Origin of the sequence: Roseivivax sp. THAF197b (assembly GCF_009363255.1) — a bacterium.
In the GTDB taxonomy this organism is placed as follows: Bacteria; Pseudomonadota; Alphaproteobacteria; order Rhodobacterales; family Rhodobacteraceae; genus Roseivivax.
The window spans coordinates 1947608-1964257 of the sequence record NZ_CP045318.1 but is presented as its reverse complement, the minus strand read 5'-3'; the positions used below and the strand labels follow the sequence as shown (position 1 = coordinate 1964257).

The window sequence follows — 16650 nt, the reverse complement described above, 5'->3', positions numbered from 1 at the left end:
TGCCATGAATGATTTGAAAGACTTATCGAAATTAAAACTAACATCCGGCAAGAAACACAGCTTGTCTGCCATTCGCTGGCGCGCGGTGCGTCCGATGTTGGCAGCGGCATCCCTGATATCGGTCGGGTATCTGTCGCTGGCGGCACTGGTTATCTCGGTCGATCCCCATAACGTCTACAAATGGGGGGCAGAGCCTCGGATAGAAACAGGCGATACTCCGCGGGATCTGGTCGTTGACTGGATCGATGTGGTGATGAAGGATCCGGCCTATAATACGTTTCTCGTGGGCAGCTCGGTCACCGCGATGTACACGCCCGAACTGTTGAACGAGGTTTTGGGACCGGGTGTGAACGCGGCGAATATCAGCTATGGCGGTCCGCGTCCGCGGGATCGGGATTTGATCCTCGGTCGGCTGGTCGAGCATCCCAATGTCGAGCACGTCATCATGACGTTCGATTGGATGTATATTCAGGACCCGGAGACCACCAATCGTGGCTTCCCCGCATTTCTTTATGACAACGACATCACCAACGATCTGCGTATGGTGAACCTCCCGACAATTCAGACAACGCTCGACATATTGCAGGGGGATCTGTCCTACAGCAATCCGGACGATGCGATTTACACGCGCTATGTCGATCGCATGTACGAGAACTTCCAGCGCATGTCGGAGATGGAGGATATCGGGCGAAAGGTCGACGGGTATCGCGCCGAGATCGGCTCATCCAGTGGAAAGACCTGCGACCATTTTCCTGCGATCAATGACCAACTGCTTCCCGACCTGAGGGCCTTTTCCGCGCGGGGCGTCAAGGTCGACGTCATGATCCCGGTGTCGTCCTTCGCGTTCTATTACGTCCGGCGGCACGATATCAGTCCAACGCTTCTCGATGAAATGATGGTTGCGCGGCGCTGCCTTGTGAATGCGGCGAGCGATCTTCCGAATATCCGGATCTTCGCATTCGATGCCGATCCGGCCGTTGCCGGCGATCTCGCGAATTTCCGCGAGGTCGGGCACGTCTACGCGCCGCATATCCTCGATGACTTCATCACCGCGACGACAACCGGGAACAATCGTCTGACCCGGGAGAATATCGCGGAGCATGAAAGCCAAATTCGTTCGGAAGTGGCGGAGTATCAGACAACGAACACCCGGCTGTTCCGAAAGACCGAAGCCAGCGACGGCTGATCTCCTTTGCAAAAAGCAAAACTTGATAACGTAGGGAATACAAATGGCCGACACACAGACCATTCTTGACAAGGTAACGGTGATTATCAGGGATCTTTTCGACGAATACGAAGGTCCCGTCACCATGGAGACGACCGCGGATGATGTGCCGCAATGGGACAGCCTCTCGCATGTTCGCTTGATGGTGATGATCGAGATGGAATTGGGGGTGCATTTCAGCACATCGGAAATGCAGAGTTTCCGAAACCTGGGCGACCTCGTCGAAGCGGCAGCAAAGCAAAGCGGATGACCTATCGTGATTTACCTTGGCGGCCCCCTCTGGCCCGAGACTGGGCGGAGCGGATGGCCGAAATCGAAGCGGTTCTGTCAGACGGGCGCGCACCGGATTACGCAACGCTCAAAACTCTGGCCAATCAGCAATTGGGCATGCGTGAGGAATTGCGGGTCGAACGTGCCGCGAAAAAGCTGCTGAAATTGGATGCGTCGGATCAGGCCTTCGCGCCCGTGTCCCTCGGACTTCTGGGCAATCGTACGCTCAGCTATCTGCCCGATCCGCTGGCGGCTGCCGGATTGGCGCGCGGCCTTGCAATTGCGTCTTTCGAGGCGCCCTATGACAGCGTGGCGAGTTTTGCGTTTTCGCCCGCCGATTGCTTTGGTCGATCACTCGATGCCGTGCTTGTGGTGCTGGACGAGACCGCCTTTGCGGGCAAGCGGACATTGCTGGATCGCGCGGGCGAAGACGCGGCCATTGCGGATGCCGAAAACCTCGCAGATGCCCTGGCCGAAGCCGCCCGGCAGAAAACCGGCTGCCCGGCCATCATCGCAACTCTTCCCGGGGCCGCGCAGGTTTCGTCGGCGGAGCTCGCAACTCCGGGGTCGAGCGCGCGCTTCCGGCACCGGGTGAACCTCATGTTGGCGGAGGGCGCCATGGAGGGGCGGTGGCTGCTTTGGGATCAGGCGGCGCTTGCAAGCCGCGTGGGTTTGGAGACCTGGCTCGACCCTGTGCGTTACCATGCGGCCAAGATACCGTTCAGCGTGGATGTGTGCCCCGTGGCGGCGGACAATATCGCCTCCGTGCTGGCGGCGATGAAGGGCAAGTCCGCGCGCGGCGTCATTCTCGATCTCGACAACACCCTGTGGGGCGGTGTGATCGGCGACGACGGGCTTGCGGGGATCCGGCTCGGTCAGAATTCACCGGAAGGCGAGGCGTTCGTTGCCTTCCAGAACTTCATTCTGGGGCTGCGGGAACGCGGCATCGTCCTAGCGGTGTGTTCCAAGAATACCGACGAGATCGCGCGGGAGCCGTTTCGCAGTCATTCCGAGATGGTTCTCAAGGAAGATCACATCGCGGTTTTCCAAGCCAATTGGAGTGACAAGGCGACGAACATCAAGTCGATTGCCGAGACGCTGAGCCTCGGCCTCGAATCCTTCGTGTTCATCGATGACAACGCCGCCGAGCGCGAACGCGTCCGGCAGGAATTGCCACTCGTCTCGACGATCGAGATCGGGGACGATCCCTCGTTCTACATCGAGAGGATCGCGCAATCGGGGCAGTTCGATCATTTGCCGCTGAATACGGAAGATATTTCGCGGGCCGAAAGTTATGGCGGACGGGCAGCCGCGGCGGAAATCAGGGCCAAAATCGGCAATTACGAAGATTACCTGACCTCGCTCGAGATGCGCATGACGATCTCGCCCTTCGACGATGTCGGGCGCGGGCGCATCACCCAGCTGATCAACAAGTCGAACCAGTTCAACCTGACCACCCGGCGCTACGGCGAAGAGGATGTCCGGGCGATCGAGGAAGATCCGGACCAGATGGGATGGCAGGTCCGCCTTCAGGACAAGTTCGCCCAGCACGGCATGATCGGTGTCGTGATCGTGCGGAAAGCTCCGCGCGAATGGAGCATCGATTCCTGGCTCCAATCCTGCCGCGTGTTGGAGCGCGGGGTGGAGCAATGCGTCATGGACCGATTGTTCGAGGCCGCGCGTGATGCGGGCGTCGCGCGGATCACCGCTCTCTATGTTCCGACGGATCGCAACAAGATGGTGTCGGATTTCTACGGCCGGATGGGCTTTGAGATCGCCGCGAGGAACGACGATGGGTCGGTCGCCTATGTGTATGATGTGGCCGCCTACGCGCCGCACAAGACCTTCATCGATGTGGAAATGCAGGAGAAGATGGAGGCATGAGGCGCAATCGGTGGAGTGGACGTTGCGGGGCAGGAGACGGCGCCGGAAACGCTTGACCGATCAACGCCGCTAAATTATCTGCAAGGCTCGGTCGCGGGTGTAGCTCAATGGTAGAGCAGCAGCTTCCCAAGCTGACGACGAGGGTTCGATTCCCTTCACCCGCTCCATAACCCTCCGACTTTTCAGCGAAATGCGACGGTGCCTGTGTGCAATGCCTGCGTTTTTGCGCAGAAGCGCTATCCGCTTGTCACGTCTCCGCACGTTTCCTGTGCGCCGATGTAACCGTCAGGCGCGGCTTCGTGACTTGCGTGAAACACGCATTCATCGCATGATTTGAACAGAACAGTTCAGTTACAGCCTGAATGGCAGGCCGCAGGTCCGAGGAGGTCCAAATGTCGATGATCGCAACCTATTCCGGCAAAGCCCTGCCGCGCCTTTCCAAGCGGGAATTCACCCTGTGCAAGGCCGCGCTGCTGGTCGCGCTGATCGCGGTCGGACAATGGGCGAGCCATGTTCAGGCGGGCGAAGACGGGGCAGGGCCGATCTGGAAATCGGCGTTCTGCAATTCGCTGGACACTGATCGCGCCGTCTGATCCTTCGGATCGCCTCTCGCGCAGGATGAGCGCAGCGCAAGGCCCCCGTTTTCGGGGGCTTTTTTGTTGGGCATCGCCCCGTTTCAGACGTTGACGCCGGTGCCCTGTAGCACCCCGTGCTCCATCGCGTAGCGCGTGAGCCCCGCGGTCGAGCTGATGCCGAGCTTGCGCTTGATGTTCTTGCGATGCGTCTCGACCGTGCGCACGGAGATATCGAGCGCATTGGCGACCTCCTTGTTCGACTTTCCCTGTGCCAGTTGCAGAAGGATCGTCTGTTCGCGCGTTGTCAGCGCCTCGCGGCCAGTATCGTCCGCCGGTTTGATCGCGCCCTCGGCCCCCGTGCAGAGATAGCTTTGTCCGCGATGAACGCGGTCGATGGCGGTCTTGATCTCGTCCGTGGGCACATCCTTGAGAACGTAGCCCATCGCCCCGTGGCGCAGCGCCGTACGGATATATTCCGGGCTGTCATGCATCGACAGGATCAGGATGCGGGTTTCGGGTCGGCGTTCGAGGATGATCTCGGTCGCGGATAGGCCCGAGAGGCCCGGCATGTTGAGATCCATCAGGATCACGTCCGGGGCGAGGTCGTGCAATCGGTCGATCATCTGCTGCGCCCCCGACAGCGTCGCGAGCACCGAGATGTCGTCATAGGTCTCGAGGATGGCGGTGATGCCTTCGGCGACCATCGGATGGTCGTCGACCACCACGACGCGGATCGGGTCGGTCATGCAGGGCTCCTGTTCGGGGCGGCGGCGGGGCCGCGGCGCGTGTCGGTATTGGGCGCGGAGGGGGACGACTCGGCCGTGCCATGCGGGGCGGCGCCTTGCGTCTCTTCGGGCGGCAGAAGGTGGCTGAGGGGCACTTGCGCTTCGATCTCCGTGCCCGCGCGCGTGGAATGGATGCGCAGGCTGCCGCCCAGATGCTCCATGCGTTCCTGCATGTTGCGCAGGCCGATGCCCTGCTGTGCGGCCGGTGCAAAATCGTCGCCCAGGCCGCAGCCATTGTCGGTGATCCGCAACGTGCCGCCTTTCAGATGCCCGCGCAGATCCATCGCGACGCGGGTGGCGCCGGAATGCCGCTCCACATTGGTCAGGGCCTCCTGCGCGATGCGGTAAAGCGCGATCTTGGCTTCCTGATCGAGCCGGTTTCGGAACACCACGGTTTCGAAATCGACCTGGATGCCGGTGCGCGCGGTGAAATCCTCGCAAAGCGCCTTGAGGGCGGGGCCGAGACCGAGATCGTCCAGAACGCCGGGCCGCAGATCGCGCGAGATGCGGCGCACCTCCTGGATCGCGCCCGAAAGGTGCGACACGCCCTGATGCAACGTCTCGGCGGCGCGAGGATCGCCGGCCTCGACCCGGCGGCGCGCAATGTCGAGCGCGTATTTCACCCCGACAAGGATCTGGCTGATCCCGTCATGCAATTCGCGCGCAACGCGTCCGCGTTCCTCTTCCTGGGTGTCGAGCACGCGCTGCGTGAGCTCGCGCAGGCGCATATCCGCAAGACGCCGTTCGCGCAGGTTCAAAAGCATGCCCGAGGCGAAGACCGCCAAGAGCGCCAGAAGCGTGATGCCCCCGATATAGACGAAGGTGGCCTCGACCCGGCGCTCCACCTCGGCGCGGGCGGCGGCCACGGTGTCGATCACGTCGTCGATGAAGACGCCCGTGCCGACCGCCCATTGCCAAGACGGAAAGGAGGTGACGTAGGAAATCATCCGCGCCTCTTCCCCGGTGGAGGGTTTGGGCCAGAGGTATTCGTGGTATCCCGCGCCCTGGCGCGCGATGCGGATCAGGGCGTCGGTGACAGGCGTGCCTTCGCTGTCGGTCAGCCCCGACCAGTCGCGGTTGATCATGTCGGTCTGGCGCGGAGAGACGAGGTTGGTGCCGTCGTAATCGTAGACGAAGAACGACCCCTCATCGCCGTAGATCATGGCGGACAGGATCTGCATCACCTGCTGTTTGGCTTCTTCGTCATCGGGGGCGGCCGAGCCGTAGATGAAGTAGAACCCGTTGCGGGCCTGCGTGACGTAATTCTTCAGCTCCGCCTTCTTGGCCTCGATGAGTTGCGTCTCGAGGCTGCGGATTTCCCGCTCCGCCAGCATCCGCGATTGATGCGCGACGAGAAGTGCAATGGCCGAGACCGCGAGGATCAGCGGCAGGGCGGCCAGAATAAACAGCTTCTGGGAGTAGCGCAGCTTAATCCGGTTGGTGATCCGCCTCATATCCGTGTCCTAGCGCGGAAGCCTGCGCCTTGGAAAGATGCATTGCGCCGCGCGAGCCGCCGCAGAACGCCGCGTTCTCTGGCCAGCGCGCCGGGTTTTGGGCAGGCTGGGGGGAGGACCGCATTCAAGGGGGGAAGCATGATCCTGAGCGATACGAGCTGCACGCTGGGAGAGGGCGCGCTGTGGCATCCCGAGGAGCAGGCGCTCTACTGGTTCGACATCCTGGGCAAGCGGCTTTACCGCCATGACGGGCGACGGCAACAGAGCTGGCCGTTCGACACCCATGTCTCCGCGGCGGGATGGATTGATCCGGGGCGGCTGCTGATCGCGGGCGAAGGCGGCCTTTTTGCCTTCGAGACCGAGACCGGCGCGCGCGAGGAGATCGCCGCGATCGAGCCCGACCGCCCCGAGATGCGCCCCAATGACGGGCGTGCCGATCCCTGGGGCGGGTTCTGGATTTCGACCATGCGCAAGGACAAGTCCGGCGCCGATGGGGCGATCTACCGCTTCTATCAGGGCGAGGTCACCCAGCTTTACGCGGATCTGGAGATCCCGAACGCGATCAGCTTCGCACCGGGCGGGGCCTATGCCTATTTCTGCGACACGCGCGCACGGATCATCCGGCGCGTGGCGCTTGATGGGGAGGGCTGGCCAGCGGGCAAGCCGCGGGAGTTCGTGGACCTGCGCGACGAGGGGCTCAACCCCGACGGGGCGGTCGTGGACAGCCAGGGCAACCTCTGGAACGCGCAGTTCGGGGCCGGGCGCGTGGCGTGCTACACGCCGGATGGCGCCTTCATGACCGCGATCGGCCTGCCCGCGGGACAGGTGACCTGCCCGGCCTTCGGAGGGCCGGACCTGTCGGTACTATACGTGACATCGGCTGCGGACGGCGCGGGCAAGGATGACCGTCTGAGCGGCGCGACCTTCGCGGTGCCCACGGGCTTCAAGGGCCAGCGCGCGCACCGGGTGGTCTTGTGAGGCTTGGTCGTAAGTGTTTGCACAAACCGGACCTTCCGAGAGATGGTTCGGCGCTTGTCAAGCAAGGCTTGATCGGCGCCCAGGTCATACAAGTACGAACGATGGGTTGGACGGTGTTTGTCTAGCGCTGACGTCGAACGCCTGCCTGCGGGGTGGCGCTGCAAGGGTGGAGCGAAGGAGCTTTATGGTGCCAATCCGCCGCTGACGCCGAGCGGCGCGCTTACGACGGTAAAGCGCCAGCCCGGGGGGCGGGCAGGCGCTGGCGCGGCGGCTGCAAGCAGACTTGTTCCGCGCCTTGGGATCGTCGCTCGGATGTCGGAGTTTGCGTCGTTTCTCTGTGGCACTGACGTCGAAGGCCAGCCCGGCGGGGCGGGCAGGCGCTGGCGCGGCGGCCACAAGCGGCCTTGTTCCGCGCCATGTCCGGTCACCTCCGATAGCCCGTGCCTCACCCCTTGCGCGTGAAGACCAGCGCCATGGAATCCTTCAGCTCGATGGGACCGGAGATGTAATCCGTCCCGATCCCCGGCGAGCGCAGGACGCATTCCCAACCAAAGCCCTCGGTCCCCGGAACGCCCAGGCGCAAGGGGTCGATATCGGCGGTGGGCTTGCCCTCCATGTGCAGGACCGTGAAGACCTGTTCGCCGTCGGGCCCGTGGCGCAATGCCGTGAAGACCGTGCGGCCGTCGAGAGGCTCGAGATAGCTGAAATGATCCTTCGGCCCGTAATTGTCGCGCAGCCAGGGCCGCGCCGCGCGGAATTTCCGCAAGGCCAGCGTGTAGTCGCATTGCACCGGATCGAGACCGCCCAGCGAATGGGTGATGTTGCAGTATTCGTGCATGTCGTTCATCCACGCCCGCGCGATCTCCTTCAGGCTCTCGACCGTGTAGACCGGCCCTGCAAGCTTCGGCTCGGTGGTGTTGAGCAGCCGGGCGATATCCTCGAGATCGTAATCCGTAACCTCTACCAGCGCGGGCAGGAACTTCAGGAAGCGCGAGAGATCCTCGCGCGTCTCGTAGCCCAGCTCTTTCAGGCGGGTGAAATTCCCCGGGATCGAGTAGGAATATTCGTTGATCTGCCAGTTGAGCGAGATCGCCTCCTCGGCCACGACCTTCACGCCGTATTTGTCGTCCTGGTTGCGCACGAAGCCCCAGGAGGCGCGCGCCATGGCGTTGAGGAAATCCATCGGCACGCCCGGCAGCGCCACATAGGTCAGCGTGTGCACGGCGGGGTTGTCATAGGCCTTGTCGAGGATCTCCATCTTGGTGTTCCCAAGACGGGTATTGATGTTCATCTCGGGGCTGACCTGCGTGCCCCGGCGCAGCGTGTCGTGGTTCGACGTGCCCGAAATCCAGTTCGAGCCCACCTGCAGGCATTCGCGGATGCGCCAGTACTTGCCGAGCCAGAAGGTATAAAGAAACGGCGTGTTATGCGCGAAGGTCAGCGGGCCCCATTGGAACACGTCGTCATCGGTCTGCGTCTCGATCACCGAGCGATAGGTGGAGGAGAGTTCCCAATCCTCCTCGGGCCAGGGGCGGCCATCCTCGAAGATGAACCAGGGGCGGTACTCGGTACCTGCGACCTCTTGGACGATATCGGCCATGCTTTGCAGATATTCGTCATCGTGGCGCAGAACCTGCGCTGCCGCATCCCAATATTTGAAGTCCTGCGCGCCATCGACCCGCACGCCATCGGCGCCGAAATTCACCTTGCGGCGTTGCATTTCCAGCAGGATCGCCCGAACGGAGGGGTTCTGATAATCGAGGTTCTGGCCGTACATGTTCGGCCCGGCGAAGAAATGCCCGTTCAGCACCCGAAGGCCCTGGTTGTCGGAATGGCCGTAGACCACGTCGAAGACCAGTTTCTTTGGCTTGCGCGGGAAATTGTGCAAAACGGCGGCCAAATCGACAAGCTCATCGGGCCGACCCGTCTCCAGAAGGACGGGATTCACGGCGGCCATGCCCGCGATCACGTTGTCATAGCCCCAATTGGTGGTGTCGGGCCGCAGGATCGAGACGTCGATCCTATCCGCGTCGTCGCTGGGCGTTTCGGTCCAGAAATCGGGGCCGATCTCGTAGACGGTGGTGGGCTCCACGGGCAGAAGCTGCACGCCCTCGTAGCCCGCGAAGATCTGGTCGGCAGGTTCGAGCGGCAGGTCCGCCTCTATCCGCGCGGCGAGCCGTTCGAATTGCCGGGTCAGTGCCGCGATGGTACCGCCAGCCGTCGCGGTGGGCACATGGATCTGCAGGATGTTGGACACGGGCCCGAATTTGTGCGGATCAGGGCCTCTCAGCGCCCGCCAGTAATCGGTGTCACCGCGCGCGGCCAGCATGCCCTCGACATCGTAAAGCTCGGCCGGGGCCATGGCGCCGAAGGGCAGGGACATGGCCAGCGGATCGAGGATGCGGTGCCAGTTCTCCTCCGCATCGCGCCAGCAGAGCGCGTAGAAATCGCCCAGCGTATCGCGACTGCCCGCCTTCATGCCCGAGACGACCGCGAAGCAATGCGCCTCGGTACGGATGACGGGCACATACACCCGCTCGAAGGTCAGTTCCTGATGCGCCCGCGTCAGATCGAGCGGTTCGGTCGGCGCGAGCACTTCGAGGAAGATATCCCCCGAGGGCACGCGCGCATCCTGCAATTCCGGCACCCAGAAGCCGAACTGCGCGCGGCCTTCGGCATCGACCTGTCCGCCCAGACCGCGCGCGATCTCGCGCTCGGCGTCGAACCGGGTCTCGGCGGTCATCAGGGTCTTTTCGCAAGCGTCGGCCCGGGCCTCGGATGCGGCCTCTTCGAATACGATACGGTCTTTGAGCGCCATTGCGCCTCCTGATCGGGTTTAAGTGGTCACATCCGGGCCGTCGCGGCCGGTGCGCGCCTTGATATCGGCCAATGCCTCGGCGGCAGCGATGACGGGGGCCAGCGCTTCCTGCGGGTCGAGATCGAGCTTGTCGGGATCGGTCTCGGCGCGTTCGAGATAGACGCGCAGGGTGGCGCCCGCCGTGCCGGTGCCCGAGAGCCGGAAGACCATGCGCGCGCCGCCCGAGAGCGTGATCCGCAGGCCCTGGCCTTCGGCGCGGGACTTGTCGACCGGATCGTCATAGGCAAATTCATCCGCCGCCTCGACCGTGAGGCCCGCAGCCTCGGTGCCGGGCAGGGTGGAGAGCCGCCCGCGCAGATCGGCCATCAGCCCCTCGGCGGCCTTGGCGTCCACGTCCTCGTAATCGTGCCGGGTGTAGTAGTTGCGCCCGTAGGTCGCCCAATGCTCGGCCATCAGATCCGCCACGGAGGTCTTCTTCTCGGCCAGAATATTCAGCCAGAATAGCACGGCCCAAAGGCCATCCTTTTCGCGCACGTGGTCAGAGCCGGTGCCGGCACTTTCCTCGCCGCAGATCGTGGCGCGGCCCGCGTCCAGAAGGTTGCCGAAGAATTTCCAGCCCGTCGGCGTCTCGTAGCAATCGACGCCAAGGCGCAGCGCCACGCGGTCAAGCGCGCGCGAGGTGGGCATGGAGCGTGCCACGCCCTTGAGCCCGCCCTTGTAGGCAGGGGCCAGCGTGGCATTGGCCGCGAGAACCGCCACGCTGTCAGAGGGCGTGACGTAGCATTTCTTGCCCACGATCATGTTGCGGTCGCCATCGCCGTCCGAGGCCGCGCCGAAATCCGGGCCATCCTCGGAATACATCTCGTCCATCAGGGTCTTGGCCCAGATCGGGTTCGGATCGGGATGGCCGTCGCCGAAGCTCGGGTCGGGCGTGCCGTTGATCACGGTGCCGTCCGCAGCGCCGAGCGCGCCTTCGAGGATCGCATGCGCATAAGGTCCGGTGACCGCGTGCATCGCGTCGAAGCGCATGGTGAAGCCGCTTTTGAACAGCGCGCGGATCGCGTCGAAATCGAAGATCTTCTCCATCATCGCGGCGTAATCGGCAACGGGATCGACAATCTCGATCTCCATCTCCCCGAGGCTGGCATGGCCCGGGGCGGAGAGGTCGATATCCTGCGCTTCCGCGATGAAATAACGGATGCAGGCCTGTGTCGCCATGTGGATCTTGGCGGTGATATTCTCGGGCGCGGGGCCGCCATTGGCCGTGTTGAACTTCACGCCGAAATCACCGCCCGGACCGCCGGGATTGTGCGATGCCGACAGGATGATGCCGCCATCGGCTTGCCGCGTTCGGATGAGGTTCGAGGCGGCGGGCGTCGACAGGATCGCGTTCTGCCCGACGATGACCTTCTCGGCGCCCGAGGCTGCGGCCATGCGCAGCACGACCTGGGCGGCGCGATCATTGAAATAGCGACCATCGCCGCCGAGAACGAGCGTCTTGCCCTTCAGCCCGCCGATCCCGTCGAAGATCGATTGCACGAAATTCTCGAGGTAGTGCGGCTCCATGAAGGTGCGCGTCTTCTTGCGCAGCCCCGACGTGCCGGGCTTTTGTCCATCGATCGGGCGCGTGTCGACAGTGATGATCTCCATATCGTTTCTCCTCCTCGGAGTTTGGAATGGTTCTTTCACGGCTCAGGCGCCAAGCATGCGGCTCATGGCCGGAATGACAAGGGGCAGGCCCCGTGAAATGCCCGTCAGTCGGGCTTTTCCTCCAGAACGAAGGCAAGTGTCGCAGGACCGTGCAATTCTGCCGTGCCGTCTGCGACCCATGGGTCGGCATCGGGGTGGGCGGTGTCGATGTGGCAGACCCAGATAGCGCCCTCGGGGGGCTCTGGCAGGGTGATCTCGCCTGCATCGCCTGCATTGAACACCAGATAGAGCGCCTCTTCGCGTTGTGCGTAGGGCGCGGTTCCGCTTGCCATGCGCATCTCTGCGCAGACCAGCGCGCGGTCGGGGTTTTCCCAATCGGCGTCCTGCATCTCCGTGCCGTCCGCACGCCACCAGAAGAGATCGGGAATGCCATCCACGACCCGTTCGCGCGCATGCAGGAAGCGCTTCTGCCGCAGGATCGGATGCGCCTTGCGGAAGGCGATGAGGCGGCGGGTGAAGGCGTGCAGGTCGCGGTCGCAATCGCCCCAATTGAGCCAGCCGATGGGATTGTCCTGACAATAGGCGTTGTTGTTGCCGCCCTGGCTGTTGCCGAACTCGTCGCCTGCCAGCAGCATCGGCGTGCCCTGGGACAGCATCAGCGTGGCCAGCATGTTGCGCTGGCGCAGCGCGCGTGCGGCCTGGATATCGGGATCGTCCGTGGGGCCTTCGACGCCGAAATTGTCGGAATAATTCTCGCCATGCCCGTCGCGATTGTCCTCGCCGTTGTCTTCGTTGTGACGCTCGACGAAGGAGACCGTGTCGGCCAGCGTGTAGCCGTCATGGGCGGTGATGAGGTTTACGCTCGCGGTCGCGGGGCGGCCCGAATGATCGAATTGCTGGGCCGATCCGGTGATCCGCGCAGCCAGTTCCGGGGTCATGCCCGCATCGCCGCGCCAGAAGCGCCGCACACCGTCGCGGTACTTGTCGTTCCATTCCGAAAAGGGCGGAGGGAAAGCGCCGACCTGATAGCCACCCGGGCCGATATCCCAAGGCTCGGCCACCAGCTTCACGCCTGCGAGCACCGGGTCCTGGCGTGCGGCATCGAAGAAGGCCGCGCCGGGATCGAACCCGTCCTTCGTGCGCCCGAGCGTGGCGCAGAGATCGAAGCGGAAGCCGTCGATATGGAAGGTCTCGACCCAGTAGCGCAAGCTGTCCATCACCATACGCATCACCATGGGATGCTCGATATTGATCGTGTTCCCGGTGCCGGTGTCGTTGATGTAGTAGCGCTTGTCCTCGGTCAGCCGGTAATAGGCGGCGTTGTCGAGACCGCGGAAGCACAGGGTCGGGCCGGTATTGTCGCCCTCGCCGGTGTGGTTGTAGACCACGTCGAGCCAGACCTCGATACCCGCGGCGTGCAACCGTGCCACGGCGTGCTGCATCTCCTTGATGCCACCCTCCGACAGGTAGCGCGGATCGGGGGCGAAAAAGCCGATCGACTGGTAGCCCCAGTAATTCGTCAGATCCTTGTCGATCAGGAAGCGGTCGTTGATGAAGGCGTGCACCGGCAGCAGTTCGACGGCCGTGATGCCGAGATCCGTGAGGTAGTCGATCATCGCATCGGAGGCGAGCGCGAGCGCACCGCCCTTCGGCTCCGCGCCGGGGAATTCCTGCGTCAGGCCCTTCAGATGCGCCTCGTAGACGATGGTCTCTTCCATGGGCGTGTCGGGATGGCGCGTCTCGCCCCAGGCGAAACTCGGATCCTCGACCACGCAGCGCGGCATGAAGGGCGCGCTGTCGCGGGTGTCGAAAGACAGGTCTTCGTCCTCATGCTCGCGGGTGAAGCCGTAGAGTGCATCGTCCCATTCGGGATGGCCCGTCAGCCGCTTGGCATAGGGGTCGATCAGAAGCTTGTTGACGTTGAAACGATGGCCCGCCTCGGGCGCGTAGGGCCCGTCAGCGCGCAGCCCGTAAAGCTGGCCCGGACGCACGCCCGGAAGGTAGCCATGCCAGACATCGCCGTCCCGCTCCATGAGCTTGATGCGCGTGGTCTCCGTCTCTCCGTCCTCGGAAAAGAGGCAGACATACATGGCCGTCGCGTGTTGGGAGAAGACGGCGAAATTGGTGCCGTCGCCATCGAAAGTGGCGCCGAGCGGCGCGGCTTTGCCCGGTGCGGGCGCTGGGATCGGGGTCATTTGGTCGACACGATTTCCTGGTAAAGCGTGGCATAGGCTCGGGCCGAGACCTGCCATCCCACGTCCTGCGCCATCGCGTTCTTCATCATGCGCGTCCATATCTCAGGCTTGCGCCAAAGACCATGTAGGCGCGCAAAGGCGCCCGCCAATGCCGATGCCGTCACGGGATGAAACTGTATCCCCGTGGCCACGCCCGCGCTGAGGGCGGCGGAATTGGCATCGATCACCGTGTCGTTGAGCCCGCCCGTGCGCGCGACCAGCGGCAGCGTGGCATGGCTGAGACCGTAAAGCTGGGTGAGCCCGCATGGCTCGAACCGCGACGGCACCAGGATCGCATCGCCACCGGCCATCATGCGGTGCGACAGCGCCTCGTTATAGCCGATCTTCACGGATACGCCGGGATGTTCGGCCGCGCGCCGGAAGACCGCCTCGAGCTCGGGATCGCCCGACCCCAGGAGCGCCAACTGGCCGCCATGATCGATCAGTGCGGGCAGCGCATCCAGAAGAACATCGAGCCCTTTCTGGTGGCTGAGCCGCGAGATCAGGACGCAAAGCGGGCCGTCCCAATCGGGCAGGCCGAACTCTTTCCGCAGCGCCTTCTTGTGGCGGGCCTTGCCACGTGGGGTCTTGTAGGGCGGCGCCCATGCATCGGTGTCGATGCCGTTGAGAATGCCCGACAAATCGCCCCTTCGTTCGGTCAGGATGCCTTCCATCCCCATGCCGAATTCGGGCGTCAGAAGCTCTTCGGCATAGGTGGGGCTGACCGTGGCGATGCGGTCGCAGCCCGTGAGCGCGGCCTTCAGGGCCGAGATCTGGCCCCAGAATTCGAACCCCTGTTCGGTGAACTCCGCCTGCGGCAGATCCATGGCCGACAGCATCGAGGCGGGCGCCATGCCTTGAAAGGCGATGTTGTGGATCGAGACGAGCGTGCCCACGCGGTCTGACGCCCCCATCTGGCGCAGATAGACCGGGGTGAGCCCCGCCTGCCAATCGTGCAGATGCACGAGATCCGGCATCCATCCCTCGATGCCCCGGCTCGCGAGTTGGGCCGCGGCATGGGAGAGGGCGGCAAAGCGCACGGGATTGTCGGGCCAGTCCTGGCCGTTCGCATCAAGATACGGGCTGCCGTCGCGATCAAAGAGATGCGGCGCATCGAGCGCATAGAGCATCGTTTCACCCAGTTTGCCCTCGATGAGCCGGGCCGGGCCGCCGAATAGCGGGCCCAGATCGTGACAGGTGTCGTCCCCCATGGCCGCCTTGACCGCGCGATAGGCGGGGATCAGCGTGCGCATCTCCACGCCCATGGGCGCCAATGCGCCGGGCAGGGCGCCCGCCACATCCGCAAGCCCGCCGGTCTTCACGAGCGGCACGCATTCCGAGGCGACCGAGAGGACCTTCATCCCAGCTTCGCCGCCCGGGCATCGAGCATCCGCTGGGTGATCAGCGTGACGCCGCCTTCGGAGACGCGGAACCACTTGGCGTCCTCCTCGGGGTCTTCGCCGACGACAAGGCCTTCAGGAATATGTACGCCCCGGTCGATTACCACGTTCTTGAGCTGCGCCTTGCGCGAGACATAGACCCGCGGCAGCACCACCGCGCGTTCGAGCGAGGAATAGGAATTGGTGTGCACCTGCGTGAAGAGCAGCGACTCGCGGATCTCGGAGCCCGAGATGATGCAGCCACCCGACACCATGGACGAGATCGCGGAGCCACGCCGGTCGGCCTCGTCATGGATGAACTTCGCAGGCGGCGTCGCCTCGGCATAGGTCCAGATCGGCCAGTCCTTGTCCCAGAGGTCAAGCTCGGGCGCGAAATTGGTGAGATCCAGATTGGCCTTGTGGAAGGCATCCACGGTGCCCACGTCGCGCCAATAGGCATTGGCCTCGGAGGATGCGCGCACGCAGCTATCGGTGAAGCGATGTGCCTGCGCCTTGCCGTTCTTCACGATCTCCGGGATCAGATCGTTGCCGAAATCGTGGCTCGAATTCTGATCCTCCATGTCGCGTACCAGAAGATCGCGCAGGAAGGCCCAGTTGAAGACGTAGATGCCCATGGAGGCCAGCGTCACGTTCGGGTCGTCCGGTGTGCCCGGCGGGTCCTTGGGCTTTTCGAGAAACGAGGTGATCACGTCGTTGTCGTCGACGGCCATGACGCCGAAGGCCGAGGCCTCCGCGCGGGGCACGGTCAGACAGCCGATGGTCACGTCGGCCTTCGTCTCGACGTGCTGACGCAGCATCAGCTCGTAATCCATCTTGTAGATATGATCGCCCGCGAGGATCACCACGTAATCCACATCATAGCTGTCGACGATGTCGATATTCTGGGCGACCGCATCGGCGGTGCCGCGATACCAGGTCTGCTCGTCGTAGCGCTGCGAGGCGGGCAGGATATCGAGAAATTCGTTGCGTTCGGCCCGGAAGAAGCTCCAGCCGCGCTGGCAATGGCGGATGAGGCTGTGGGCCTTGTATTGCGTGGCAATCGCCATCTTTCGGATGCCGGAATTGAGCGCGTTCGAGAGTGCGAAATCCACGATCCGGGTCTTGCCGCCGAAATAGACGGCCGGTTTGACGCGTCGGTCCGTGAGTTCCTTCAGGCGTGATCCACGACCGCCCGCGAGCACGAACGCCATCGACCGTTGCGACAACCGTGTTGCGCTATCGACCATAGTTTCCTCCCTTTCCTAAGCACGGCATCTGCTGTGCCTTGGCCTTGAGTGTGACGGTTCGAAGCGCGCTTGGCTAGGGGGCGCGGGATCCCGGCGGGAAGCGGCTTTCCGATAGGTATCAAGGGCATATTGCCCGCGCGGTCCTGCGGGC

The 16650-nt window shown here is 63.4% G+C and carries 12 protein-coding genes and 1 tRNA gene; 6 read left to right on the top strand and 7 right to left on the bottom strand.

The window, feature by feature from the left end:
• Window positions 1-4: 4 nt before the first annotated feature.
• The 5 genes from FIV09_RS09700 (at window position 5) to FIV09_RS09680 (ending at window position 3972) form a co-directional block, all read left to right on the top strand.
• Window positions 5-1186: a hypothetical protein gene (locus tag FIV09_RS09700; RefSeq protein ID WP_216646952.1), complete on the top strand. Its 1182-nt coding sequence runs from the start codon at window positions 5-7 to the stop codon at window positions 1184-1186.
• Between the two features lie 43 nt (window positions 1187-1229).
• On the top strand, window positions 1230-1475 hold the full coding sequence (locus FIV09_RS09695; RefSeq protein ID WP_152449752.1) for an acyl carrier protein: 246 nt from the start codon (window positions 1230-1232) through the stop codon (window positions 1473-1475).
• Window positions 1472-3379, top strand: coding sequence for an HAD family hydrolase (locus FIV09_RS09690; protein ID WP_152449751.1), 1908 nt, complete (start codon window positions 1472-1474; stop codon window positions 3377-3379). The genes FIV09_RS09695 and FIV09_RS09690 overlap by 4 nt, the downstream gene beginning before the upstream one ends.
• Before the next feature lie 93 nt (window positions 3380-3472).
• A tRNA-Gly gene (locus FIV09_RS09685) sits at window positions 3473-3546 on the top strand.
• A gap of 225 nt (window positions 3547-3771) precedes the next feature.
• The gene (locus FIV09_RS09680) at window positions 3772-3972 is read left to right on the top strand and encodes a hypothetical protein (protein ID WP_152449750.1); all 201 of its coding nucleotides are present in this window, start codon (window positions 3772-3774) and stop codon (window positions 3970-3972) included.
• Between the two features lie 83 nt (window positions 3973-4055).
• Here FIV09_RS09680 and FIV09_RS09675 read toward each other — a convergent pair whose 3' ends face one another.
• Together FIV09_RS09675 and FIV09_RS09670 are read right to left on the bottom strand one after the other, a co-directional pair.
• The gene (locus tag FIV09_RS09675; RefSeq protein ID WP_152449749.1) at window positions 4056-4700 is read right to left on the bottom strand and encodes a response regulator transcription factor; all 645 of its coding nucleotides are present in this window, start codon (window positions 4698-4700) and stop codon (window positions 4056-4058) included.
• On the bottom strand, window positions 4697-6193 hold the full coding sequence (locus FIV09_RS09670; protein WP_152449748.1) for a cache domain-containing protein: 1497 nt from the start codon (window positions 6191-6193) through the stop codon (window positions 4697-4699). Before FIV09_RS09670 ends, FIV09_RS09675 begins: the two co-directional genes overlap by 4 nt.
• A gap of 138 nt (window positions 6194-6331) precedes the next feature.
• Here FIV09_RS09670 and FIV09_RS09665 point away from each other — a divergent pair, with 138 nt between their 5' ends.
• Window positions 6332-7171, top strand: coding sequence for an SMP-30/gluconolactonase/LRE family protein (locus FIV09_RS09665; protein WP_152449747.1), 840 nt, complete (start codon window positions 6332-6334; stop codon window positions 7169-7171).
• 445 nt (window positions 7172-7616) lie between these two features.
• Here FIV09_RS09665 and gghA read toward each other — a convergent pair whose 3' ends face one another.
• From gghA to glgC, 5 genes are all read right to left on the bottom strand, one after another.
• Window positions 7617-9989 (bottom strand): glucosylglycerol hydrolase, encoded by a 2373-nt coding sequence (gene gghA / locus FIV09_RS09660; protein WP_152449746.1) that lies wholly within the window; start codon window positions 9987-9989, stop codon window positions 7617-7619.
• 18 nt (window positions 9990-10007) lie between these two features.
• On the bottom strand, window positions 10008-11639 hold the full coding sequence (locus tag FIV09_RS09655; protein WP_152449745.1) for an alpha-D-glucose phosphate-specific phosphoglucomutase: 1632 nt from the start codon (window positions 11637-11639) through the stop codon (window positions 10008-10010).
• Window positions 11640-11743: 104 nt separating this feature from the next.
• Entirely contained in the window at window positions 11744-13834 is a 2091-nt protein-coding gene (gene glgX, locus FIV09_RS09650) for a glycogen debranching protein GlgX (RefSeq protein WP_152449744.1), read from the bottom strand.
• Window positions 13831-15234: a glycogen synthase GlgA gene (glgA, locus tag FIV09_RS09645; protein WP_152449743.1), complete on the bottom strand. Its 1404-nt coding sequence runs from the start codon at window positions 15232-15234 to the stop codon at window positions 13831-13833. The genes glgX and glgA overlap by 4 nt, the downstream gene beginning before the upstream one ends.
• The gene (gene glgC, locus FIV09_RS09640) at window positions 15231-16499 is read right to left on the bottom strand and encodes a glucose-1-phosphate adenylyltransferase (RefSeq protein ID WP_152449742.1); all 1269 of its coding nucleotides are present in this window, start codon (window positions 16497-16499) and stop codon (window positions 15231-15233) included. The genes glgA and glgC overlap by 4 nt, the downstream gene beginning before the upstream one ends.
• Window positions 16500-16650 lie beyond the last annotated feature (151 nt).